The organism is Shinella sp. (genome assembly GCF_052438155.1).
Classification (GTDB): domain Bacteria; phylum Pseudomonadota; class Alphaproteobacteria; order Rhizobiales; family Rhizobiaceae; genus Shinella.
This window is the reverse complement of sequence record NZ_JBQVPI010000004.1, coordinates 397,714-420,286: the sequence shown is the minus strand read 5'-3', so window position 1 is coordinate 420,286 and position 22,573 is coordinate 397,714. Positions and strand designations below refer to the sequence as shown.

The window sequence follows — 22,573 nt, the reverse complement described above, 5'->3', positions numbered from 1 at the left end:
GTGGCGCTGCCGGCGGCCTATGCCTTCTCGCGCTACCGGTTCCTCGGCGACAAGCACCTGTTCTTCTGGCTGCTCACCAACCGCATGGCGCCGCCGGCCGTCTTCGCGCTGCCGTTCTTCCAGCTCTATTCGGCCTTCGGCCTGATCGACACGCATATCGCGGTCGCCATCGCCCACTGCCTGTTCAACGTGCCGCTTGCCGTGTGGATCCTCGAAGGCTTCATGTCGGGCGTGCCGAAGGAGATCGACGAGACCGCCTATATCGACGGCTACTCGTTCCCCAAATTCTTCGTCAAGATCTTCGTGCCGCTGATTGCGTCCGGCATCGGTGTCGCCGCCTTCTTCTGCTTCATGTTCTCCTGGGTCGAACTCCTGATCGCCCGCACGCTGACGACGACGGATGCCAAGCCGATCGCCGCCACGATGACGCGCACGGTCTCTGCCTCGGGCATGGATTGGGGGGTGCTGGCCGCTGCCGGCGTGCTGACCATCATTCCCGGCGCGCTGGTGATCTACTTCGTCCGCAATTACATCGCCAAGGGCTTTGCCCTGGGGAGGGTCTGATGGCTGCCATCGTCAATCGCAACAATCGCTGGCCCGTCGCGCTTGTCGCCGTGCTCGTCGTCTATGTCGTCATCGCCGGCGCGCTGTTCCTGGGGCTTCCGGTCAAGGACGGTGCGCGCGACTTCTTCGCGCCGCTGATCACCGGCGGCTGGATGGCCTGGTCGTTCCCGACGGCGATGTTCTTCCTGACGATCTTCACGCTGATCGCGCTGATGGGCGTCTGGGAATATGCCAGCCCCGGCGGCAATCCGCGCGTCGGCATCCTGCGCTTCGAGACGACACGCGGCGACCGGCTGTTCGTGTCGCTGCTCGGCTCGGCGTTCATTCATCTCGCATGGTTGGGGCTGATCGGCGCCAACCTGTGGTGGGCTCTTGCCTTGTCCGTGGTCTACGCCATCGGCGTGTTCCGCTTCGTCTAGGCAATCGGGAAGGGAGGCCCCGGGGAGAGTATGGGGCCTTCAACGCATGCAATCGCAATACCGCAATCGCAAAATCCAAGGGAGGATCACTATGCGAAAGCAACTTCTGACGACGACGGCAGTCATGCTGCTGGCGTTTACCGGCTCCGCATTCGCGGACATGGACGCTGCCAAGAAGTTCCTGGATGCCGAGATCGGCGATCTGTCGTCGCTCGATCGCGCCGGCCAGGAAGCGGAAATGCAGTGGTTCGTCGATGCCGCCAAGCCGTTTGCCGGCATGGAAATCAAGGTCGTTTCCGAAACGATCACCACGCATGAATACGAATCGAAGGTGCTGGCTCCGGCCTTCACCGCGATCACCGGCATCAAGATCACCCACGACCTGATCGGCGAGGGCGATGTCGTCGAAAAGCTGCAGACCCAGATGCAGTCGGGCGAAAACGTCTATGACGCCTATGTCAACGACTCCGACCTCATCGGCACGCACTGGCGCTACCAGCAGGCCCGTTCGCTCACCAAGTGGATGGCCAACGAAGGCAAGGACGTCACCAATCCGGGCCTCGACCTGGAAGACTTCATCGGCCTGAAGTTCACCACCGCTCCAGACGGCGACCTCTACCAGCTGCCCGACCAGCAGTTCGCGAACCTCTACTGGTTCCGCTATGACTGGTTCAACGACGAGAAGAACAAGGCGGACTTCAAGGCGAAGTACGGCTACGACCTCGGCGTTCCGGTCAACTGGTCCGCTTACGAGGATATTGCCGAGTTCTTCACCGGCCGCGAGATCGACGGCAAGAAGGTCTATGGCCACATGGACTACGGCAAGAAGGACCCGTCGCTCGGCTGGCGCTTCACCGACGCCTGGCTGTCGATGGCCGGCAACGGCGACAAGGGCCTGCCGAACGGCCTGCCGGTCGACGAATGGGGCATCAAGGTCGACGAGAAGTCGCGTCCGGTCGGCTCGTGCGTTGCGCGCGGCGGCGACACCAACGGCCCGGCTTCGGTCTATGCCATCCAGAAGTATCTCGACTGGCTGAAGGCTTACGCTCCGGCATCCGCCCAGGGCATGACCTTCGGCGAGGCGGGTCCCGTTCCGGCCCAGGGCGAGGTCGCCCAGCAAATGTTCACCTATACGGCGTTCACCGCCGACTTCGTGAAGGAAGGTCTGCCGGTCGTCAACGCGGACGGTACGCCGAAGTGGCGTTTCGCACCGAGCCCGCATGGCGTCTACTGGAAGGACGGCATGAAGCTCGGCTATCAGGACGTGGGCTCCTGGACGCTTCTGAAGTCCACCCCGGACGACCGCGCCAAGGCCGCCTGGCTCTATGCGCAGTTCGTGGTGTCCAAGACGGTTGACGTCAAGAAGAGCCAGACCGGCCTGACGCTCATCCGCGAATCGTCGATTGCCCATCCGTCGTTCACGGAGCGGGCACCGAAGCTCGGTGGCCTGATCGAGTTCTACCGTTCGCCGGCCCGCGTGCAGTGGTCGCCGACCGGTACGAACATCCCGGACTATCCGAAGCTGGCGCAGCTGTGGTGGCAGGCGATCGGCGATGCGTCGTCGGGTGCCAAGAGCGCGCAGGAAGCGATGGACTCGCTGTGCGCCGAGCAGGAAAAGGTGCTGGAACGCCTCGAGCGCGCCGGCGTCCAGGGCGATATCGGCCCGAAGCTCGCCGAAGAGCACGACCTTGCCTACTGGAACAAGGATGCCGTCGAAAAGGGCAACCTCGCGCCGCAGCTCAAGATCGAGAACGAGAAGGAAAAGCCGCTCACCGTCAACTATGACGAACTCGTCAAAAGCTGGCAGTAACAAGAGCAGCGACAGGCATGAAGGGACGGCCGGAGCCTTGCTCCGGCCGTTTCCTGTTTCCAGATTCAAGAAATGAAAATATTTTCATAGATCGCTTGTTTCTCCTTGTGTTTTCCACGGCCCAGCGACATTTTCCGCGAGATCTTCAGTTAAAATGCTGCTGTAAAAGGGTTTTGTGAATTATTGTTGGAAAAAATAATTTACAAAAATTTCCAATCTGGTAAGAAAAGGAGAACCTAAGAGGCCTTGCGCTCCAGTGGTGGCGCGCGGCAGAAACCAGCAGAACGGGATGGACACTATGGCATTCGTCACAATGGGGCCGATGCTCAAGCGGGCCCAGGCGGCCCGCTACGGGATCGCGGCGTTCAACATGATCGACTACAACAGCGTTCGCTCGATCGTCGAAGGCGCGGCGGAACTCGATGCGCCGATCATCGTCCAGGTGTCTGTCAAGACGATCAAGCACTGGGGCTACAAGCCGATTGCCACATGGGTGCGCATGCTGGCAGACGACGTCAATGTGCCGGTTGCGCTTCATCTCGATCATTGCAGCGACGCCGATGTGATCCGGCGCTGTATCGATGCGGGCTGGTCCTCCGTGATGTTCGACGGCTCTTCTTTGCCCTTTTCGCAGAACAAGGCGCGTTCGGAGGAAATCTACCGCATCACGGAAGCGGCCGGCGTCGGGCTCGAAGCGGAGATCGGCGCCATCGGCGGCGTCGAGGATGACAAGTTCGTGGCGGAAGACTCGGCGATCCTGGCCAATTACGACGAGTGCCTTGCCTTTGTGAAGGAGATGCCGAACCTTGCCGTCTTCGCGCCGGCAATCGGCACGGCACACGGTTTCTACAAAGGGCAGCCGAAAATCGCTTATGGCCTCCTGGAGCGCATTACCGGCTCGATGACCGTGCCGATTGCGTTGCACGGCGGCACGGGCCTGAGCCAGGAGCAGTTCGACCGTTGCATTGCCGGGGGCTGCGCAAAGGTCAATATTTCCACGATGCACAAGCATCGTTTCATCGAGGGGTTCCTGGCGGTGCGGGCGGAAAAGCCGAAGCTGGAGGAGCCGTTGCCCTTCATCGTCGGCCAGTACGATGCGATGAAGAAGGACGTCATCGACATGATCCGGATCTTCGGTTCCGCCGGCAAGGCCGCGCATGCAGCGGGGGCTTGAGGATGATGCAGGCCTTGATATTCGATTGTGACGGCGTGCTCGTCGACACCGAACGCGATGGTCATCGTGTCTCCTTCAACGAGGCCTTTGCCGAACTCGGCATCGATTGTCACTGGACGGTCGAGCGCTATGGCGAACTGCTGCTCACCGCCGGTGGAAAAGAGCGCATGCGCCGCCATTTCGACGAGACGGGCTGGCCCGACGGTCACCCGGACCGGGACGAACTGATCGCGCGGATCCACAAGCTGAAGACGGAGATCTTCATGCGGCTTATCCGGGAGGGCAGCCTGCCGCTGCGTCCCGGAATTGCGCGCATCGTCGACGAGGCGATTGCGAGCGGCATTGTGCTAGCGGTCTGCTCGACATCGAACGAGAAGGCCGTTCAGGCCGTGGTGGATGTGATGCTCGGGGCCGGACGATCGGAAAAGATCACCGTCTTTGCCGGCGATGTCGTTGCTGCGAAGAAGCCCGCGCCGGACATCTACAGCCTTGCGGCAGGGACGCTCGGCCTCACGCCGGAAAACTGCGTGGTTATCGAGGACAGCAACAATGGGCTGAGGGCGGCGAAGGCGGCGCACATGCGGTGCATCGTGACCATATCGTCCTATACGGGCGGTGAGGACTTCTCGCTTGCTGATCGCATCGTCAACGATATCGACCTGGGCAAGGTCGATATCGCGCTGTGTCGCGAAGTCATCGCGGCGCCCGTCTCGGCTTGAGGCGCATCCGTTCCCGATTTTGGGTCCCGTTCCTTTGAGCAGCAAGCGCCGGCTGACCGTTTCAGCCGGCGTTTTCGCCTTTGTGCCGATAGCGTTTCTCCAGCGCTTCCCCGGTTGTCCGCAGGGCCTTCGCCGGTCCTTCGCCGGCCCTGAAAATCGTTCCGACATAGAGAAGATCGATCAGGAACAGCTGGCTCAGGCGGCCTTCGAGAAAATCGCCGTGAAGCGGGACGAGCTGCTGGCTTGCGCTCCAGGTGGTGAGCGTGACATCCGCGGCCTTGGCGACGTCGGACGTCGTATTGCTGGTGATCGCAATCGTCGTCGCCTTGCGCTCGCGCGCGAGCTGCAAGGCATCTGCGACGGTTTCGGTTGTTCCGGTGTGGGAGATCCCGACCATGACGTCCTGTTCCGTCATGGTTGCCGCGATGATCGTCTGCGTGTAGCCGTCGCGGTGGCTGGTTGCCTCGAACCCTGCCTTGATGAACATGTGGGCTGCCTCGTCGCAGATGGCGGCAGCACCGCCGACGCCGACGAAGACAATCTTGCGTGCCTTGCGAAGCGCCTCCACCGCGAGTTCAAGGCGGTGGGCGTCGAGCATCCGCTGGGTGCCGGCCACGCCCGCAATCAGCAGGTTGGCCAGCTTGCTGCTCGTGCTGATCAACGAGTCGCTGTCCTCGATTTCCAGGGGAAGGTTCACGAAACTCGCACGGCTGCGCGCACCCTCGGCAAGCGAGAGCTTCATGTCGGAATAACCGTCATAGCCGAGCGCGCGGCTCACCCGGCTGATTGTCGCCTCACTGACGCCCAGGGTGCGGCCGAGTTCTGTGATGGAGGAATCGAGGCGTCGTCCCGCACTGTTGCGCAGGAAATCCGCGACGATGCGCTCCGATTTGCGCAGCGTGCCGTACCGCTCCTGAATCCGTTCAAGAAGGTCGCTTTGTTTCAGGTCGCTCAGCGGGCGGGCATCACTCATTTTCAGATCCATTATGGAAGCGGCTACCAACGCAGCCCTGTTTCGTTGTTAGCACTTCTGGCGAAGTAAGAAAAGTTTACTCCACTCATTTGCTGCACAGCCGCCGCGATCGAAAAGCCGCCTGGACGACAGGGCCGCATGCCGTGTTCGAAAACACACTGGGCGGCTCTCTGTTTTGAAAGAAATTTTACTTTCTTGGCGAGATGTTGCGGAAATTTTTGTCGATCTCTCAACGGGAAGGAATGGTATCGGCGCTTGAGGAAGTCACTTCAACGGAAATTTACTTATATAATCAGCGATTAAGCCGGAAAAATGGAGCTTTCCCTTCATCTCGCAATGAAAATTCACGGCGCTTTATTGTGGTGAAAATTTTCTCGACAAGCAGAATTGCGGATGTTAGAGAGTCTTTCATCGGTAAGCGATTGATATATCGGGGAGTGAATATCCATGGCATCGCAGGCTCATAAGGCGAATGCGCCTTCACGGGAGCTTCTGGAAAAACTTTTCAGAACGGCCTACAAGATCCGCGTCTTCGAGTCCGAAGGCATCAAGCTTTATCGCCAGGGGCTGATCCGCGGATACTTTCATCCCTATCTCGGGCAGGAAGGTATCGCGACGGGCGTCTGTGCCGCCTTGCAGGAGGGCGACTTCATCGCCTCCACGCACCGTGGCCACGGCCACTGCATCGCCTGGGGCGCTGATGTGAAGCGCATGGTGGCGGAACTCCTCCAGAAGGAGACGGGCTATTGCCGTGGTTATGGCGGGTCGATGCACATCGCCGATATTGATGCCGGGAACCTTGGTGCAAACGGTATTGTCGGCGCCGGCACGCCGCTTGGCGTCGGTGCAGCCCTTGCTGCCCAGATCAAGGGTTCGGACGCCGTGACCGTCACTTTCTCCACGGACGGCGCATCCAACAATGGCACCCTCCTCGAGTCGCTCAATCTGGCTGCGATCTGGAATTTGGCTTTCGTTCTTGTCATCGAGAACAACCAGTATGCGGTTTCGACCCGCATCGAGGAATCGACACGCGAAGTCGACCTTTACAAGCGCGGCCTCAGCATCGGCGTCGAAAGCCATCAGGTCGACGGCAACGATCCGCTCGCCGTCTATCACATGACGCAACAAGCCGTGGAGAAGTGCCGCAGGGGCGAGGGGCCGATCCTGATCGAGGCGAAGACCTATCGCCACATGGGCCATCACGTGAACGATCCGGGCAAGTACATGCCGGCCGAAACGCTCGCCTACTACAAGGAGCGCGACCCGGTCGACCGCGCCCGAAACGCCCTCGTGGAAATCGCCGGCATCGAGCAGGCGGAGATCGATGCGATCGAAAACGAGATCAGGCAGGAATTCGAAGACGCAGTCGAATTCTCGAAGGCGAGCCGTGAGATCACGCTCGCTGAGTTCAGCGAATTCGTCGCAGCTTACTGAGTGGCCGGGAGAGAGACACCATGACCAGAGAAATCATGTACCGTGATGCGCTGCGCGAGGCCATCGACGAGGAAATGGAACGAGACAGCACCGTTTTCATCATCGGTGAGGGTATTGCGGAACGCGGCGGATCCTACAAGGTAACCGAAGGGCTTCTTGCCAAATACGGGGCAAAGCGCGTGCGTGACACGCCGATTGCCGAGGCCGGTATGATCGGTGTGGGCGTCGGTGCAGCGATCGCGGGTGCGCGGCCGATCGTCGAAATCCTCTATGTCGATTTTGCGATGCTCGGCATGGATATGCTCGTCAACCAGGCCGCGAAGTTCCGGTTGATGACGGGCGGCAGCGGCAGGGTGCCTTTCGTCATGCGCACACAGGGTGGAACGGGCGGCGGCGTGGCGGCGCAGCATTCCCAGAGCCTCGAGGCATTGTTCTACCACATTCCCGGCCTGAAGGTCGTGATGCCGTCGACGCCCGCGGATGCGAAAGGCTTGCTGAAATACGCGCTTCGCCAGCAGGATCCCGTCATGTTCCTGGAGCATAAGCACCTCTACATGACGAAAGGGCTCGTTCCTGATGGGGAGCATGTCATCGAGTTCGGCAAGGGTGACATCAAGCGTCCCGGCAAGGACGTTACGCTGATCGCCTGGTCCAACATGATCCCGCGCACGCTGGAGGCCGCCGAGAAGCTTGCCGCCGAGGGCATCGATGCGGAAGTCATCGATCCGCGCACGCTCGTGCCGCTCGACAAGGACATGATTCTCGGCTCGGTTGCCAAGACCAACCGTGCGGTGATCGTGCAGGAGGCCGTGCGCCGTGGCGGCGTGGCGTCCGACATCGCCTCGATCATCCAGGAGGAGGCATTCTACGACCTCGACGCTCCGATCGAGATCGTTGCCGGTCTCAACATCCCGATCCCGTTCAACCTCGAACTCGAAAAGGCGAGCGTCCCGCAAGTGGACGACATCGTCCTTGCCGCCCGCCGCACGCTTCATGCGAAGCCGCTGGCGCAGGCCGCCGAATAATCGTCGAGAGGACAGGAACACGACAATGTCTCTTCATGTGCTGGAAAAGCTCGCGGCGACCAACCCGGATTGTGAAATCTGGTGGGATTCTTCGCCGCTGATATACGATGGCTGGAAAGCCTCCGTGCTCAAGGACGCGCCCGCGGAAAAGCGGGCCGAATGGGACGCGCAGCTGACGCGTCTGTTCGATGCCGAAAACGTTGCAACGGCCGGTGAAATGGGTTTTCGCGGGGTCACGACCAACCCGCCGCTTTCGTTGCAGGCCATCCAGGCCGACCCGGCCTTCTGGGCCGACGAGATACGCAAGCTTGCCGCGGAGCGTAGTGCCGACGATGTCGAGGACATCTACTGGGCGGTCTATCTCGACGTGGTACGGCGCGGCGCGGCGATGATCCAAAAGGCCTTCGAAACGTCTGGCGGGAAATACGGCTACGTCTCCGGCCAGGTCGATCCGCGTTTCGTCACGGACAAGGCACGCATGCTCGCAGAGGGCCTGCAGCTTGCCGAGATCGCGCCGAATGTCATGGTGAAGATCCCGGGTTCGAAGGAAGGCTACGAGGTCATCGAGGAACTGACGGCCCGTGGCATTTCGACCAACAACACAACCTCTTTCACCGTGTCGCAATATGTCGCTTGCATGGATGCCGTCTCGCGCGGCCTGGAGCGGGCGAGGGCGGCGGGCATCGATCTGTCGCGCTGGCGTTCCGTCATTACCCACATGTCTTCGCGGCTCGGGAATGTCGGCGATCTGAAGACACAGGCTGAAGCACGCGGCATTCCGCTTTCCCCGGAGGAAATTCTCCTCGGCGAGATGGCTGTCCTCAAGCGGGCCTATCGCTATGGCAAGGAGCGCAACCATCCGAGCAAGATGCTGCAGTGCTCCATGCGCGTCCAGGATGAGGGGCCAGGCGGCAAGGCCTCCAGCGGACACATCGCGATGATCGCCGGTGGCGATTTTGTCTATACGTGCCCGCCCGGTTACATTGCCCAGCTGATGCAGGCGGAGGACCGGCTGCCGGATTTCGATGCTGCGTCGATCGACACGGATGCATCTCCGGAATTGATCGAGAAGCTGCTGCGCATTCCGTACTTCCGCCAGGCCTATGAATTCAACGGCATGAAGCCGGAGGAGTTCGCGCGCTTCGGCGCCTTTGCGACCACGGCGGCGGAATTTGCGGCCGCCACCCGGAAAACCGTAGATTTCGTTGCCCAATCCGTTGAATCGCTTCGCCGGCGCGTGGCTTGAGAGGAGTACTGTCATGGCACGTCCCATTTTAATGCCGCAGGTCGGTCAGGACCTGACCGAAGGCAAGATCACGGCGATCCACGTAAAGCTGGGTGACAAGGTCAAAAAGGGCGACATCGTCGCGGAGGTGGAATCGGAAAAGGCGGTCTTCGAAGTCGAAGCGTTCGAGACCGGTACGATCCTTGACGTCCGTTATCAGGTCGGCGAGATGGCGATTGTTCTCGAACCCCTGATGATGGTCGGGGAAGAGGGCGAGACGCTGGAGCAGAAAGCTGCTCCAGCCGCTGGCTTTTCCGGCGAGGACGCCCAGTCGATCGTGGAGACCGCCACGGAGACTATCGCGCTCTTCCCGAAGGAGCCGGCACGCCAGGAAGAGACCGCCTTCCTTCAGACCGGCACCGGAAGTTCTTCGCCGCTCGCCCGTCGCCTTGCCGTTTCCGCGGGCATCGACATCGCCAGGATAACGGGCTCGGGCCCGCGTGGCGCCGTCGTCAAGCGCGATGTGGAAGCCTATCGGCGCGACACGCCCGGCGCATCGTCGTCGGTGGTGGCCTTCGGCGGATCCGCCTCGCGTCCGGCGCCCTCGAGCGGGCATACGGTGCTCAAGGTGTTGAAGCCCGGTGTCGGGGATCCGGTGCTCTTCGTGCACGGCTTCGGCGGCGAGCTTTCCGCGTGGCGGCCATTCCTCGCGCATCTCGGCGTGGAAAACCCGATCCTTGCCATTGACCTTCCGGGGCACGGCGGTGCTGCGAACGCCTCGGCGGAGAGTTTCGACGATCTCGTCGCCATCGTACGCGCCGCACTTGCGGCAGAGAAAGTCGAACGCCTTCATCTGGTCGGTCATTCACTGGGTGCGGCCGTTGCGGCGGCTCTGGCCGGCGGGGGCGATATTGATGTGCGGTCGCTGACGCTGATCGCGCCGGCCGGCCTCGGCCCCAGGATCAACGGCGACTATGTCGGGGGCTTCCTGGAGTCGAACACGGAGGCGCCACTGCGGGTCTGGCTCGATCTTCTGGTCCACGATCCGGCAAGCCTGCCGGGCGTTCTGGTCCGCGCCACGCTGGCCGGCCGCGAAGGGACCGCGATGGTCGAAAACCAGGCGCGCCTTGCCGCGGGTGTCTTCTCGGGCAGCACGCAGCTGTTTTCGGTGCGCGATGCCCTCAATCGCTTCAGTGGGCCGGCACGAGTTATCATCGGTCGCGAGGATCGCATCGTGTTCGCCGACCACGCGGATGCCGTGCCGTCGCATGTGGCGCTGCATCGCCTTCCCCAGGTCGGGCACCTGCCGCAGCTCGAAGCCGCCTCGCTCGTCGGTCGCCTGGTCACCCAAACGATACGAAGCGCTGGCTAAGCGCTTCGCCTCCCGGCCGCGCCACGCGTCTTTCCGGCGCGTGGCCGTGTCCGCCGGACCTCTCCATGAAAGGCAAACCGCATGTCGGCCTATGATGTCATCGTAATCGGCGCAGGGCCGGGCGGCTATGTCGCGGCTATCCGCGCCGGCCAGCTCGGTCTGCGCACGGCCATCGTCGAGCGGAGCCATCTGGGCGGCATCTGCCTGAACTGGGGCTGCATTCCGACCAAATCGCTGCTCCATTCCGCCGAGCTTTTCGAGCAGGCACGCCACGCCTCCACCTTCGGTGTGGAAACGCGGTCGCCGTCGATTAATATCGCGGCCGCGGTCGCCCGGTCCCGCACCGTGGCCGGGCAGCTCAATGCCGGCGTGCAGTTTCTCTTGCGCAAGAACAAGGTGGACGTCATCTGGGGTGCGGCGGAAATTCTCGAGCCCGGCCTCATCCGCGCGGGGGCCACGCCGGGCGATGCGCCGAAGGGCACCTTGCCGCCCGGTGAATACCAAGCCTCGCACATCGTGATCGCGACTGGTGCGTCCGAACGCCGCTTGCCGGGCATCATACCCGACGGCAACCATATCTGGTCCTATCGCCATGCCATGACGGCGTCGGCTGTCCCGGCCTCGATTGCCATCATCGGCGGCGGCGCGATCGGCGTCGAGTTCGCGAGCCTCTACAACACGCTCGGCAGCAGGGTGACGCTCATCGAGCGCCTTCCGCGCCTCCTGCCGCAGGAGGATGGCGAGATCGCCGACCACATGGGCAAGGCCCTGCGCAAGCGCGGCGTCGAGGTGATCACCGGCGCAGAGATTTCCGATGTCTCGATTGTGCCGGGGGGGGTGGCGATCCGCCTGAACGACGGTGGAGAATGCCTTGCGCTGACTGCCGAAAAACTGCTTTCGGCGGCCGGTGTCGTTGCCAATGTCGACGGGCTCGGGCTGGAAAAACTCGGCGTGGCCCTGCGCAACGGTGCGATTGCGGCGGGTGAATTCGGCCGGACCAATGTTCCGGGGATCTACGCGATCGGCGATGTGGCCGGCCCTCCGATGCTCGCCCACAAGGCCGAACATGAAGGCATCCGCTGCGTCGAGGCCATTGCCGGACAGGCGCCGCGCGCTGTGATGGCGCCAGTTCCCTCCTGCATCTTCGCCAGTCCGCAGGTCGCGTCGATCGGGCTTACGCAAGAGGCGGCGGAAAAGGAGGGGCAGGCAATCGATATCGGCCGGTTCAGTTTCCGCGGCAACGGCAAGGCCGTTACCCTCGGAGAGACGGACGGCATGGTGAAAGTGCTTTTCGAAAAGGAAAGCGGCCGGCTGCTCGGCGCCCACATGATAGGCCCTTCGGTCAGCGAACTCGTGCCGGTCTTTTCCCTTGCGCTTTCGTTGGGCGCTACGCGCCAACACCTTGTCCACATGATCTTTCCGCATCCCACCCTGTCGGAGGCGCTGTATGAGGCTACGCTCGCCGCCGACGCGTGCGCGATTCATGCATAGGAGGTGGAAATGGACGGAAAAACCACGGTGAGCAGAGGTACGATCGTCTTCGATCTGGACGGAACGCTGGTTGACAGCGTGCCGGATCTGGCAGGCGCGCTTGATACGCTGATGTCGGAAAAGGGACTTGCGCCGATCGGCGTCGATACCACCCGGCGGCTGATTGGTCACGGCATACCCAATCTCGTGCGCGGGGCGCTCGCTGAACGCGGCGTCGAATGGGAAGATGGCGCCGGGGCGGATGCGGTGCGGCGCTTTACCGAAATCTACGGTGCCCGCGTCTCACTGGAGACGCGCCCCTATCGCGATGTCGCGCGCGTACTGCAAGAGCTTGCGGCGGACGGGTGGCAAATGGCGGTCTGCACCAACAAGATGGAGCGGTTCGCCCGTGCCATCGTCGGGGATCTCGATCTCGGGCACTTCTTCGCCGTCGTCGCCGGCCCCGATACGTTCAAGGTAGGCAAGCCCGATCCGCGTCACCTGACGGAGACGGCGAAGGCTGCCGGCGGCAGGGAGCCGATCATTTTCGTGGGTGATTCCGAGGTGGACATTGCAACGGGCAAGGCGGCCGGAGTTCCGGTCATCGCGCTGACCTACGGTTACACCAGGACGCCGCTCGACGGCCTCGGCGCCGACCGGCTGATCGACGCGTTTGCCGACTTGCCCGACGCCATCGCATCGGTTCTGGCCGCGCGGTAACCGGTGACATGAAACACCCGGCTGCCGGCCACCCGGCGGGCAGCCCATTCAAGAAGCCTGGAAGGAAACGAAATGGCGCTGAGGCTGTCGCTCAACACCAACCCGCTGGTCAATCGCTTCGCCGACGTGGACGATCTCGTTGATACGATCGCGGAGAAGATCCGCATCGGCTACGTGCAGCTTACGCCGGAATTCGTCAATCCATCCTGGCCGGCCTCCGTCATTACCCGGCGGGTTCGAGCCTTTCGCCGCGCTCTCGACCGTACCGGCGTGCGCGTCACCTCGGTGATGACAAGCACCTACGGCCGGCTCAACCATTTCGGTCATTCCGACCCGGACGTTCGCGCCTATTATCTCGACTGGTTCCGCACGCTTGCCGACATTGCCGGTGAACTCGGCGCCGATGGCATGGGCTCGCAGTTCGCCGTCTTCGCGCAGAAGGACTACAACGACCCGGTCCGGCGGCAGGAACTGATCGAGACGGCGATCGAGTGCTGGCGCGACGTCGCAGAACAGGGCAAGGCAGCAGGCCTCAAGTATCTCTTCTGGGAACCGATGTCGGTTGGTCGCGAGTTCGGCCATACGATCGCTGCTTGCCGGACCTTGGACCGGAGGCTGGCGGGTGCCGGTCTCGCCATTCCCTTCCGCATGATCGTCGATATCGACCATGGTGACGTGACCTCCGCCAATCCAGACGACACGGACCCCTATGCCTGGGCCGCGGCCTTCCCGCAGGAATCGCCCATCATCCACGTCAAGCAGTCCTCCATGAACAAGGGCGGCCACTGGCCCTTTACCGCAGAACACAACAAGGACGGACGCATTCAGCCCGAGAAGCTCATCCGCACCGTTCGCGAGGCCGGCGGGACGGACAACGAGATCTGCATGGAGCTGTCGTTCCGCGAGCGCGAGCCGACCGACGGCCGCGTGGTCGAGATGATCCGCGAGTCGGTCGCCTATTGGGAGCCGCACATCGATACCGGCATGAACGGCGCCCGCGGCTAGCGCGGTCATCACGGCAACAGAGGTTCGACGTAATGGTGCCTCAAGGGAGAGAGCAGGGATGACGAAAACGATCTGGGTTGGCACAAGCTGGAAGATGAACAAGACGCTTGCGGAGGCGCTTGCCTTCGCCGACGGTCTGAAGGCGGCGGACGCCAGTCGGCATCCCAATGTGCAGCGCTTCATCATTCCCGCCTTCACGGCGGTTCGCGAGGTGAAGAGCCGGCTTGAAGGCACGAGCGTCAAGGTCGGCGCCCAGACCATGCATTGGGACGACGGCGGTGCCTGGACAGGCGAGATTTCTCCCGCCATGCTCAAGGACTGCAATCTTGATCTCGTGGAAATCGGCCATAGCGAACGTCGTGAATTCTTCAACGAGACGGACGAAGCGGTTGGCAAGAAGACGGCTGCCGCGGTGCGTCACGGGCTGATCCCGCTCATCTGCATTGGCGAAACGCTTGCCGAACGCGAAGCCGGAAAGGCGGATGCGGTGCTCAGGCGTCAGGTCGAAAAGGCACTGGCGCTTCTTTCCGATGACGAGAAGACGGCCCCGATCCTCATAGCGTATGAACCTGTATGGGCCATCGGCATCAACGGGATTCCGGCCACCATGGACTATGCCAACGCCCGCCACGAGAAAATTGCCGAGGTCGCGCGCGTGGTCCTCGGACGTTCCGTTCCGATCCTGTATGGCGGGAGCGTCAATTCCGGCAACTGCGCCGAACTTGTCAGTCAGCCCTTCATCGACGGCCTGTTCATTGGACGATCAGCTTGGACCGTGGAAGGCTATCTCGATATCCTCGAGCAAACCGCCCGCAATTGCTGCCAAAGTAGTGCGAGGGCTCGTTAAAGTCATAATCAGAAATTGACTATAGCGGCGATGAATATGCTTGAGAGCAAAGTATGAGCGCGGTGGCAGTGTCAAGTGTAGGTGCACCGCCTGCCCCTGAGCCTGTCGAGCCGGATCATGCTGGATCGGTACCTTGCGATTTGCCCTCGAAGGAATGCAACGTTGCGCACGACGTTGAAGCCAGGAGCGGCGGCCGTTGCCGGCGCACCGATTGTTTCAACGGCAATGCGCGCTATGACGGTCTAGCGAAGTGGGAAGGTATTTATCACGACCCATCCGCTTACCAGCGCCAGAGATTCCGAGCAGTGCCGCAGGCTCACCGGTTTTGTTGGAGAATTGTCTCGGCAGCGATGTAACCCCAGGTCATGTTCGGGCCGAGCGTCGTGCCGGCTCCGATGGCGCGTGTGCCAAACGGGTTGGCCATTGCGAGGCCGGCGGCATAGAGGCCGGCAATGATCGAGCCGTCTTCCCGGAGCACCTGGCCTCGCTCGTTGGTCGTCGCACCGCCTTTTGTGCCAAGGATTGATCGGTTGAGCGTCATGCCGATATAGGGCGGCTTGTCGATTGGCTTGAGGCGCGTTGCCTCGCCATGCGCCTTGTAGGCTTCCCAACTGTTCTCGCCACGCTGGAAGTCCGTATCGCGGCCTGTCTTGCAATGGGCGTTCCAACGCGTGATCGTTTCCTCAAGCGCTTCCGCCGGAAGTCCCAGTTTCTGTGCGAGTTCCTGCACCGTTTCTGCCTTTTTGACCCAGCCCGGATCGTACGAGGCGTACCAGCGGAAGGGGAGGGCCGCGCCCAGGAAGCGGTGGTCGCCGACGAGGAAACAAGGCAGGTTGACAGGCGCTCCGTTCTCGTCACGCGCATCAAGCGCCTCGCCGATGTTGAAGTCGCTTTCGCTCACGAAGCGCTTGCCGTGACGGTTCACCATGATGGAGTGCGGTTCGGCCTGGAATGTCATCGGAAGGCCACTCGGGCGTCGTTCATAGCGCGTGGGAAGGCAAGGATAGATGTTTGCCTGATCCATGCACGACAACGCAGCGCCGGCCAGTGCGGCCAGCTGCTGACCGTCACCCTCGTTGCTGCTCGGGCTGCCAATGCGATCGATCGGACCTGGAAAATGGCGCGCGACCATCTCCGGATTCCACTCGAACCCGCCGCTGGCTATGACGACACCGCGTGCGGCTTCGATGCGCTGCGTCTGGCCGGTTTGTTCGACGTCCACACCGTTGATCCGGCCCTCTGCGTCGCGGACGAGTTGAACCGCCCGCGCCTCCAGGCGAAACTCGACGCCCGCATCAAGGCAGCCCTTTATGAGCCCGACCATCAGCGCGGTTCCCTGTCCTCCAGAATTGGTCAGCCATCTGCGGAGGAGTTTATGCCAGACCTTGAAACCCGCCTTTATCGGATGATGGTAGATGTCGAGGTCGACTGCCTCCTTATATGTGAAGCTGTGGGGGAGGGTTGATCGGCGGAGCCGATTGGTAAAACGGCCGAGAAGACGACGGCTCAACGCCCGAGGCGTGACCATACGGCCAAAGACCTTGCCGCCTGGCGCTTCCGTGAAGGGGTCCGGCTCGGCAACGAGCTGGAACTCCAGGGGCGTGTTCTCCGCGAGAAATTGCAGCATGTCGGGGGCCGCTTCAACGAAGGCGGCCCAGCGTCTGCTATCGCGCTGCTTGAGCTCGGGTGGCTGCACGGCATGGAGATAGGCGAGCGCGTCCTGCCGGCTGTCTGCAACGCCCGCGGCCGCTGCCACATGGTTCGCCGGAATCCAGATGCCCGCGCCGGACATGGCGGACGTCCCGCCGAGCTGAGCCGACTTCTCGAGGACGAGGACTTTCAGGCCACCCTTCGCAGACCGCAAGGCCGCGGCGCACGCGGCTGAGCCCGATCCAATCACCACAACGTCGAACTCGTTCATTGTCTTCTCCGATGCCGAAGTCACACTATAAGAAGAATAATCTTTATCTGTCTACTCTTGTGTCGACACTTTTTGCGCGCTAATCTGACCTGCAATCAGGTCGGGAGGATCCTTCCAGGGCACTGCAGGTCAAGCCGCGCTGTCGTAACGGGCTCACTGTCCGGCAATGGTGTGGTGCGTCCGGCCCCATATCTGCGCACCAAACATCTTTCTCGAATGTCGGGCAGCCTATGACAAGAGATGACATATCCGGTCTTCATGATCCTCGCCTCACAGCGGGCGCCGACCTGCTCAGCCAAGGGCGGTCGATGGCCCGGGACTGGCGGCTTGGAACAAGCCGCTTCATGCGTGAGGCGGGCGTGGCATCCGAGGCGGAATGGAAGCGGCAGGCGGCCGCCAACAAACGCATCATGCAACATGCCCATATCGGCTTTCGCGATGTCAACCGCACGATCGAGGGCATCCGCGCGGTCCATGGTGCATGCGCCGATGCGGGTATCACGGTCGATCGTTTCGGCATAACGCTGGATTGGTCGATGGGCTATCCTGAGGCTTGGCGTGCCCAGGCATCCCGCGGAACCGGCATTGTCCTAACCGGCCCAGAGGATTTTGCGCGTATCATCGAAGCCGCACCCGCAGCGGCGCACTTTGGCGATTTCATGCTGGGGCTTCCCGGTGCGCTCGAAAACACCAGAGCCGCAATCGTGGCCGGCGCCACGGCCATCGGCAATCTGGGGCAATATTTCACGTTCCGGCTGCCCTACTGGGACGATGACGTGGCGACCACGGAAGCAACCGTCACGGCGCTTGGCCTTATCGCAGCGCAGGATGCGGAAATCCTCGTTCATTCCAATCTCGACGACGGCTTCGCTGGCCTGTTCGTGGACATGGCCTGCGCGCTCGGCATGGTGATCATTGAAAAGCACATCGTCGAAGGGCTTATCGGTGCTCGGCTTGGCCATTGTTACGGGCACCACTTCAGCGATCCGCTGTCGCGCACCGCCTTCCATGCCGCGCTGGTGCGGGTCAACGATACGCCCGGCACGATGATCTTTGGCAACACGGTCGCCTACCAGTCAACGCCGGCTGGCAACTATGCCAGTCTCGCAAGCTATCTTCTTGCCGATATTCTGGCGCTCGGACGCTGGCCGGCGGGCCACGCGATCAATCCGGTTCCGGTGACGGAGAACCAGCGCATTCCCGACATCGATGAGATCATCGATGCGCAGACCTTTGCCCATCGCCTCACGTTGCAGGCACCGTTCTACGACCCGGTTTTCGACTGGGTGCAGGTGGAGGCCATGGCCGACGTCCTGGTGGACGGCGGGAAACGCTTCGCCACCGCGGTTCTGGACGGTCTCGCCGAGCGCGGCGTGGCCGTGAACGACCCGGCCGCACTGATGCTGGCAATCCGCCGCATGGGGCCGAAGCGCATGGAGGCTCTGTTTGGCCCGGGCGCGCTGGAGGGGCGAGGACGAACGCCGTTGATCCATGCGGAATGGGCACGTGAACTCAATCACAAGGCGGAAGACTGGGTCGCGTCGCACCGTTCGTTCGCTCCGTCAAAGCCGCTTTCCGTCTGTATCGGCACGACTGATGTGCACGAACATGGCAAATATCTCGTGGAGAAGGCTTTCGAAGGGTTGGGCATCGAAACCATCGATGCCGGCGTCGCTGTCGACCCGGAAACGCTCGTTGCGAAAGCGGCGGAAACCGGTGCCGACGTGATCGCCGTCAGCACTTACAACGGCGTGGCACTTTCCTATTCGCGCGCGGTCAAGGCCGCCATGCAGCAGCGCGGCCTTGACCTTCCGGTCCTCATCGGCGGGAGGCTGAACGAGGTGCCGAAAGATTCCAACTCCGGCCTTCCTGTCGATGTTTCGAGCGACATTGCAGCGATCGGCTGCATCCCTTGCTCGGATCTGGATGGGATGCTGGTCGCACTCGAAGCCTGTTCGGCTGAAAACTAGACGGGATTTGTCGGTGGCGATTGGCTAGGCACAAAAGTGTCGACAGAAATGTATTGGATTATTACGTGTGAGCATGCTGCCGCGCCTCACGCTTCGAAAATGAAGGATTAGGGATGCAACTTGTTTTCACCGCCGAAGGCCGTAGCTGGCCAATCCGCCTTACCGGCGATGCCCTGCGCACGCGCAGTGCGCTGCTGGCCAGCCTGCCCTTGCGTCTCCAGCTGCATACGCCAAAGATTGCCGGGAGCCACATTTATTGGCATGCGCCCTTCGTCGAAGATGTGGAAGGGGCAACCCATGTCCTCGACGCGCAAGCGGGCGCCTTCATCTATTGGCCGGTTCGCCAGTTCCTCGAGATCACCTTTGCGCCGTTGCAGGCGGAGAACGCGCAGATCACCGTCCTTGGTCATCTGGACGCCGCGGTGGAGGGCATTGCCGAGCTGGCCACAACCCTCAAGCGCGAGCAGGGACATCGTATTATCGAGGGAACTCTGGCGCTGGCAGAGGGCACGGAGCCGGTAGCGGCTGGCGACACATCATCTGTCTTGCCTGCAGATTTGATCGCGCGTCGGAAGGTACTCTGGCAGGCGATGCCCGCGGACATTGCCCGCCTGACAGCCTCGCGTGCGATCATGCATCCTGCCGGTCCGATTTTCGCGGCCGAGGCGGAGGCGCGTGTGCTGCATGAGCTGCTCTGGTGGATCCGCGCCGGCCAAGGCCAGTATGACGAGGCTGTCCTGCGGCAGACCATGGCTATTGCGCTTGATAAAACCGCGACACGGCTGCGAGATTTCTGTCACATGGACGAAACGCCGGCGCTCCTTTTCAGCCTGCGTGACGCGGCGGAACAAGCCGTGCCCGTCGCAGCGCTTGTTGACGAGGCCATTCTTGTCGCGGGGCGCATCGGCGCGTGGCTGGACCTTCTCATTCCGTGGAACGATCTCAATGAGGCATTTCGGGCCGCGCTGGACTGAGCGCGGTTCGCTCGCGTCCTAAGTGGACGCTTGCTCCGATAGCCTATGAAGAACGGCGTCGCAGGCGGCTTGCCATGCCTGCGGCTGCCTCTCCCTGGCCAGAACATCGAGGCCAAGTTCCGTGATGCCGCCTGGCGTCACCAATTCCCCGATCAGCACATCCATCGGCCGATCGGTTTCCGCGATCAGGCGCCCCGCGGCGACAAAGGTCAGGGCGGCCAGCCGGCGCATGGCGTCGGCATCGCCGCCTTGGCACGTCGCCCATCCGGCAGATTGCCGGATCAAATCCTGTGCCCAGCCATAGATTGCCGCGCTCACGGATGCCACTTCGAATTCTCGTTCGTCACGAAGGGTAATGATCGGGCCGAGCTTCTCAAGAACATCGAAGGCCGCGAGATTGGCAGGAAAGCAGGCCGTCGGGCTAGCGTTGATCGCCGCCGCAGTCAGTGGCATCGCGCGCACGGCGTGTGCAAGGCCGACGTCGAGGCTGGAGAGCGGCACGCCGGCGCAAAACGAAAGCAACGTTTGGTCCGCACGCCACGGCAAACCGGCAACGGCGCCAGGCGCATCGACAGGGCGCACGGAAAGCAGCACAATGTCGGCGCGTGAAACGAGATCCTCGTTGTCGCGGGCGAGGGGGATGTTCCAGCGCTGCGCCAGCTGGCGGGCTTGACCGCGGGGAGACAACAGCATGGACGCAGGGTCGACGCCCGCGCGTAGGAGACCAGACAGGACGGCGGCTGCAAGGTGACCTACGCCGATAATGCCGACAATCATCATTCGCCTCCAAATTAATGACGGCGGCTTGCCATCGATGCGAAATTAGGAACAAGATATTGCGCAAAACTGTAGACACTTTGAATCGACGCAGCAAGACGCCGGAGGCGCCATGACCGAAAGAATAGAGACGGATGCGCTGGAGTACGTACCCGTTGAAGCCGAACAGGAGAGCCGCCGTTCGGCAGACAGCAGCGAACGCGCTTACAACACGATCCGGAAGCTGCTGATAGAGTTCAAGTTGAAGCCGGATGAGCGCCTGAACGAGGTTCAGTTGTCGCGCAGCCTTGGTGTGTCGCGTACGCCCATTCGCGAGGCATTGAACCGGCTTGCCTCGGAGGGGTTCGTCTCCCTCACGCCCAACCGCGGTTTTTTCGTGCGCAGCCTTTCGACGGAGGGCTTGCTCGACCTGTACGAGTTGCGCTCGATCATAGAATGTGCCGCGTTCCGGCTGATGTGCGAGCGGGCCGAGGATGCGCAGATCGCCCGACTCACGGCCTATTGGGCCAGCGTTGTCGACGGTTACGAACAAAGTCCGCCTGACGAGATCCTGGTGAAGGACGAAACGTTTCACCTGCTGATCGCGGAACTTTCAGGCAATCCCGAGCTTGCCAATCAGCTTGCTGCGATCAATGCGCGCATCCGCTTCATCCGGCGCATCCAGATCGAGCACACGCACGACAGAAAACAGATCGTTTCTCATTCGGATATTGTCGCTGCCGCCATCCGGCGTGATGCAGAGCGCGGTACGGCGCTGCTGCGTGATCACATCGAAATGACCGTTTCTGCAACACAGGAGGCACTGAAGAGTGCGCTGCTCAAGGTCTATACATCGGCCGATTCGGCAGCGCGGCCGCGCCGTCGTTCCATCAAAGAAGGCTAAATGCATAAATTGAACGCAATAGTGTCGACACTTTCTTGACGCGACTGTGAATGTCTGCTTCCATGCAGGCAGTGGCAAGAGACCGGAACGGCCTGCCAAAAACCGGATCGTGTCATTTACAGGGGAACTGTTATGAAATTTGTCGCTTCACTTTGCCTCGGCGTTTCGCTTCTCGCCACGCCTAGCCTCGCAGAAGAAATTTCGATCGGCATTGCCGGGCCGCTGTCCGGGCCGCAGGCCTACTTCGGCAACACCTGGCACAACGGCTTCAAGCTCTATTGGGACAAGCTGAATGCGGCCGGCGGCGTCAATGGCGTTACCGTTGCCTACAACCAGCAGGACGACAAAGCTGACCCGCGCGAGGGCACGCTGGTTGCCCAGAAATTCTGCGACGACGACAGTGTCGTGATCGGCCTCGTGAACTTCAATTCCGGTGTAGCGCAGTCGACGCTGCCGATCTTCGAAGATTGCACCTTGCCGACCATGTCCTTCGGCTCGAACCCGGATTTGACGCAGCAGGGCTACAAATACATGGTGCGCCCCGTGGCCAACGACCTCGCTGGCGCGCTGCTGCCGGCTGAATACGCGCTGCAGAAACTCGGGGCGAAGACGGCAGTCGTCGTCAATGACAAGCAGGTGTTTGGCCAGGGCATTTCCGAAATCTTCGGCAAGAATTTCACGGCGGGCGGTGGGCAGTTGCTCGACACGCTTGCCATTGCGCCGACGGACGTGGACTTCTCTTCGGTTCTCGCCCAGATCAAGGCCAAGTCGCCGGATGTCATCTATGTCGGAGCGGTCATGCCGCAGATCGCCCTCTTTGCCAAGCAGATGCATGAGCAGGGCGTGACGGCGGCCCTCATGGTCCCGGACGGCGGCTATACGCCGGACTTCATCGCTCAGGCGGGCGAAGCGAACGTGCAGGGTACACTGGTCGCGATCCAGGTTCCCCCGATGGATGGCTCGCCGGCGATTGCCGAGTTCGCCAAGCTCTACAAGGAGAAGTTCGGTGAGGAAGCCGGACCCTACTCGATCTATGGTTATGTCCAGGGGCAGATCGTCGAGGCCGTGCTGAAGACGACCAAGGGGCTCTCCCGCGAAGAGATGAATGAGGCGTTGCACGCCGTAAAGGTCAAGACCGCTGTTGGCGAACTGGAGTTCGACGATGTTGGCGAGTTGAAGGTCGCGCCGTCCTACCTCTATAAGGTGGAAGGCAAGAATTTCGTTCTGATCGGATCCAGGTAAGCGGGCAGGGCCGGCCTCGGCCGGCCCGTCCGTCCGCCGCGCGGTAGCT

20 protein-coding genes are annotated in these 22,573 nt (G+C 61.8%); 17 read left to right on the top strand and 3 right to left on the bottom strand.

Going from position 1 to position 22,573, the window contains the following annotated elements; genetic code table 11:
* From ACT6VE_RS10855 to ACT6VE_RS10835, 5 genes are all read left to right on the top strand, one after another.
* Nucleotides 1–564 (top strand): carbohydrate ABC transporter permease (locus ACT6VE_RS10855; RefSeq protein WP_444798623.1); only part of this gene is annotated, 564 nt, incomplete at its 5' end.
* The gene (locus ACT6VE_RS10850; protein WP_444798622.1) at nucleotides 564–983 is read left to right on the top strand and encodes a DUF2160 domain-containing protein; all 420 of its coding nucleotides are present in this window, start codon (nucleotides 564–566) and stop codon (nucleotides 981–983) included. The genes ACT6VE_RS10855 and ACT6VE_RS10850, both read left to right, overlap by 1 nt.
* 91 nt (nucleotides 984–1,074) lie before the next feature.
* Nucleotides 1,075–2,793: an ABC transporter substrate-binding protein gene (locus ACT6VE_RS10845; protein WP_444798621.1), complete on the top strand. Its 1,719-nt coding sequence runs from the start codon at nucleotides 1,075–1,077 to the stop codon at nucleotides 2,791–2,793.
* Between the two features lie 298 nt (nucleotides 2,794–3,091).
* Nucleotides 3,092–3,967: a class II fructose-bisphosphate aldolase gene (locus ACT6VE_RS10840; RefSeq protein ID WP_444798620.1), complete on the top strand. Its 876-nt coding sequence runs from the start codon at nucleotides 3,092–3,094 to the stop codon at nucleotides 3,965–3,967.
* Nucleotides 3,968–3,981: 14 nt separating this feature from the next.
* The gene (locus ACT6VE_RS10835; RefSeq protein ID WP_444798619.1) at nucleotides 3,982–4,686 is read left to right on the top strand and encodes an HAD-IA family hydrolase; all 705 of its coding nucleotides are present in this window, start codon (nucleotides 3,982–3,984) and stop codon (nucleotides 4,684–4,686) included.
* 61 nt (nucleotides 4,687–4,747) lie between these two features.
* Here ACT6VE_RS10835 and ACT6VE_RS10830 read toward each other — a convergent pair whose 3' ends face one another.
* On the bottom strand, nucleotides 4,748–5,659 hold the full coding sequence (locus ACT6VE_RS10830; RefSeq protein WP_444798618.1) for a MurR/RpiR family transcriptional regulator: 912 nt from the start codon (nucleotides 5,657–5,659) through the stop codon (nucleotides 4,748–4,750).
* Between the two features lie 447 nt (nucleotides 5,660–6,106).
* Here ACT6VE_RS10830 and ACT6VE_RS10825 point away from each other — a divergent pair, with 447 nt between their 5' ends.
* From ACT6VE_RS10825 to ACT6VE_RS10790, 8 genes are all read left to right on the top strand, one after another.
* Nucleotides 6,107–7,093: a thiamine pyrophosphate-dependent dehydrogenase E1 component subunit alpha gene (locus ACT6VE_RS10825; protein WP_444798617.1), complete on the top strand. Its 987-nt coding sequence runs from the start codon at nucleotides 6,107–6,109 to the stop codon at nucleotides 7,091–7,093.
* Between the two features lie 20 nt (nucleotides 7,094–7,113).
* Nucleotides 7,114–8,118: an alpha-ketoacid dehydrogenase subunit beta gene (locus ACT6VE_RS10820; protein ID WP_444798616.1), complete on the top strand. Its 1,005-nt coding sequence runs from the start codon at nucleotides 7,114–7,116 to the stop codon at nucleotides 8,116–8,118.
* Nucleotides 8,119–8,143: 25 nt separating this feature from the next.
* Nucleotides 8,144–9,364 (top strand): transaldolase family protein, encoded by a 1,221-nt coding sequence (locus ACT6VE_RS10815; RefSeq protein ID WP_444798615.1) that lies wholly within the window; start codon nucleotides 8,144–8,146, stop codon nucleotides 9,362–9,364.
* A 13-nt stretch (nucleotides 9,365–9,377) separates the two neighbouring features.
* Nucleotides 9,378–10,715, top strand: a complete 1,338-nt coding sequence (locus tag ACT6VE_RS10810; protein WP_444798614.1) for an acetoin dehydrogenase dihydrolipoyllysine-residue acetyltransferase subunit — start codon at nucleotides 9,378–9,380, stop codon at nucleotides 10,713–10,715.
* An 81-nt stretch (nucleotides 10,716–10,796) separates the two neighbouring features.
* The gene (lpdA, locus tag ACT6VE_RS10805; protein ID WP_444798613.1) at nucleotides 10,797–12,206 is read left to right on the top strand and encodes a dihydrolipoyl dehydrogenase; all 1,410 of its coding nucleotides are present in this window, start codon (nucleotides 10,797–10,799) and stop codon (nucleotides 12,204–12,206) included.
* 9 nt (nucleotides 12,207–12,215) lie between these two features.
* Nucleotides 12,216–12,905 carry an HAD-IA family hydrolase gene (locus ACT6VE_RS10800; protein ID WP_444798612.1) on the top strand — a complete coding sequence of 230 codons (690 nt, stop codon included), beginning with the start codon at nucleotides 12,216–12,218 and terminating at the stop codon, nucleotides 12,903–12,905.
* A gap of 72 nt (nucleotides 12,906–12,977) precedes the next feature.
* The gene (locus ACT6VE_RS10795; RefSeq protein WP_444798611.1) at nucleotides 12,978–13,910 is read left to right on the top strand and encodes a sugar phosphate isomerase/epimerase family protein; all 933 of its coding nucleotides are present in this window, start codon (nucleotides 12,978–12,980) and stop codon (nucleotides 13,908–13,910) included.
* 58 nt (nucleotides 13,911–13,968) lie between these two features.
* Nucleotides 13,969–14,757, top strand: coding sequence for a triose-phosphate isomerase (locus ACT6VE_RS10790; protein ID WP_444798610.1), 789 nt, complete (start codon nucleotides 13,969–13,971; stop codon nucleotides 14,755–14,757).
* Between the two features lie 316 nt (nucleotides 14,758–15,073).
* On the opposite strand, the gene ACT6VE_RS10785 is transcribed toward ACT6VE_RS10790, so the two are convergent.
* Complete coding sequence (locus ACT6VE_RS10785; RefSeq protein ID WP_444798609.1) at nucleotides 15,074–16,678, bottom strand: FAD-dependent oxidoreductase; 1,605 nt, start codon at nucleotides 16,676–16,678, stop codon at nucleotides 15,074–15,076.
* Nucleotides 16,679–16,986: 308 nt separating this feature from the next.
* On the opposite strand from ACT6VE_RS10785, the gene ACT6VE_RS10780 reads away from it, so the two are divergent.
* Nucleotides 16,987–18,648, top strand: a complete 1,662-nt coding sequence (locus ACT6VE_RS10780) for a cobalamin-dependent protein (RefSeq protein WP_444798608.1) — start codon at nucleotides 16,987–16,989, stop codon at nucleotides 18,646–18,648.
* A gap of 113 nt (nucleotides 18,649–18,761) precedes the next feature.
* Nucleotides 18,762–19,622: a hypothetical protein gene (locus ACT6VE_RS10775; protein ID WP_444798607.1), complete on the top strand. Its 861-nt coding sequence runs from the start codon at nucleotides 18,762–18,764 to the stop codon at nucleotides 19,620–19,622.
* A gap of 18 nt (nucleotides 19,623–19,640) precedes the next feature.
* On the opposite strand, the gene ACT6VE_RS10770 is transcribed toward ACT6VE_RS10775, so the two are convergent.
* Nucleotides 19,641–20,399: an NAD(P)-binding domain-containing protein gene (locus ACT6VE_RS10770; RefSeq protein ID WP_444798606.1), complete on the bottom strand. Its 759-nt coding sequence runs from the start codon at nucleotides 20,397–20,399 to the stop codon at nucleotides 19,641–19,643.
* A gap of 112 nt (nucleotides 20,400–20,511) precedes the next feature.
* Between ACT6VE_RS10770 and ACT6VE_RS10765 the strand changes: the two genes are divergently transcribed.
* Both ACT6VE_RS10765 and ACT6VE_RS10760 read left to right on the top strand, forming a co-directional pair.
* Nucleotides 20,512–21,282 (top strand): GntR family transcriptional regulator, encoded by a 771-nt coding sequence (locus tag ACT6VE_RS10765; RefSeq protein ID WP_444798605.1) that lies wholly within the window; start codon nucleotides 20,512–20,514, stop codon nucleotides 21,280–21,282.
* A 132-nt stretch (nucleotides 21,283–21,414) separates the two neighbouring features.
* Nucleotides 21,415–22,524 (top strand): branched-chain amino acid ABC transporter substrate-binding protein, encoded by a 1,110-nt coding sequence (locus ACT6VE_RS10760; RefSeq protein WP_444798604.1) that lies wholly within the window; start codon nucleotides 21,415–21,417, stop codon nucleotides 22,522–22,524.
* Nucleotides 22,525–22,573: the final 49 nt, after the last annotated feature.

Bases quoted from the DNA above. Each gene is read 5' to 3' on its own strand.
- ACT6VE_RS10850 (WP_444798622.1), top strand. From the start codon at position 564: ATGGCTGCCATCGTCAATCGCAACAATCGCTGGCCCGTCGCGCTTGTC.
- ACT6VE_RS10760 (WP_444798604.1), top strand. From the start codon at position 21,415: ATGAAATTTGTCGCTTCACTTTGCCTCGGCGTTTCGCTTCTCGCCACG.
- ACT6VE_RS10770 (WP_444798606.1), bottom strand. From the start codon at position 20,399: ATGATTGTCGGCATTATCGGCGTAGGTCACCTTGCAGCCGCCGTCCTG.
- ACT6VE_RS10800 (WP_444798612.1), top strand. From the start codon at position 12,216: ATGGACGGAAAAACCACGGTGAGCAGAGGTACGATCGTCTTCGATCTG.
- ACT6VE_RS10785 (WP_444798609.1), bottom strand. From the start codon at position 16,678: ATGAACGAGTTCGACGTTGTGGTGATTGGATCGGGCTCAGCCGCGTGC.
- ACT6VE_RS10840 (WP_444798620.1), top strand. From the start codon at position 3,092: ATGGCATTCGTCACAATGGGGCCGATGCTCAAGCGGGCCCAGGCGGCC.
- lpdA (WP_444798613.1), top strand. From the start codon at position 10,797: ATGTCGGCCTATGATGTCATCGTAATCGGCGCAGGGCCGGGCGGCTAT.
- ACT6VE_RS10825 (WP_444798617.1), top strand. From the start codon at position 6,107: ATGGCATCGCAGGCTCATAAGGCGAATGCGCCTTCACGGGAGCTTCTG.
- ACT6VE_RS10765 (WP_444798605.1), top strand. From the start codon at position 20,512: ATGACCGAAAGAATAGAGACGGATGCGCTGGAGTACGTACCCGTTGAA.
- ACT6VE_RS10830 (WP_444798618.1), bottom strand. From the start codon at position 5,659: ATGAGTGATGCCCGCCCGCTGAGCGACCTGAAACAAAGCGACCTTCTT.
- ACT6VE_RS10820 (WP_444798616.1), top strand. From the start codon at position 7,114: ATGACCAGAGAAATCATGTACCGTGATGCGCTGCGCGAGGCCATCGAC.
- ACT6VE_RS10810 (WP_444798614.1), top strand. From the start codon at position 9,378: ATGGCACGTCCCATTTTAATGCCGCAGGTCGGTCAGGACCTGACCGAA.
- ACT6VE_RS10790 (WP_444798610.1), top strand. From the start codon at position 13,969: ATGACGAAAACGATCTGGGTTGGCACAAGCTGGAAGATGAACAAGACG.
- ACT6VE_RS10775 (WP_444798607.1), top strand. From the start codon at position 18,762: ATGCAACTTGTTTTCACCGCCGAAGGCCGTAGCTGGCCAATCCGCCTT.
- ACT6VE_RS10845 (WP_444798621.1), top strand. From the start codon at position 1,075: ATGCGAAAGCAACTTCTGACGACGACGGCAGTCATGCTGCTGGCGTTT.
- ACT6VE_RS10815 (WP_444798615.1), top strand. From the start codon at position 8,144: ATGTCTCTTCATGTGCTGGAAAAGCTCGCGGCGACCAACCCGGATTGT.
- ACT6VE_RS10780 (WP_444798608.1), top strand. From the start codon at position 16,987: ATGGCCCGGGACTGGCGGCTTGGAACAAGCCGCTTCATGCGTGAGGCG.
- ACT6VE_RS10795 (WP_444798611.1), top strand. From the start codon at position 12,978: ATGGCGCTGAGGCTGTCGCTCAACACCAACCCGCTGGTCAATCGCTTC.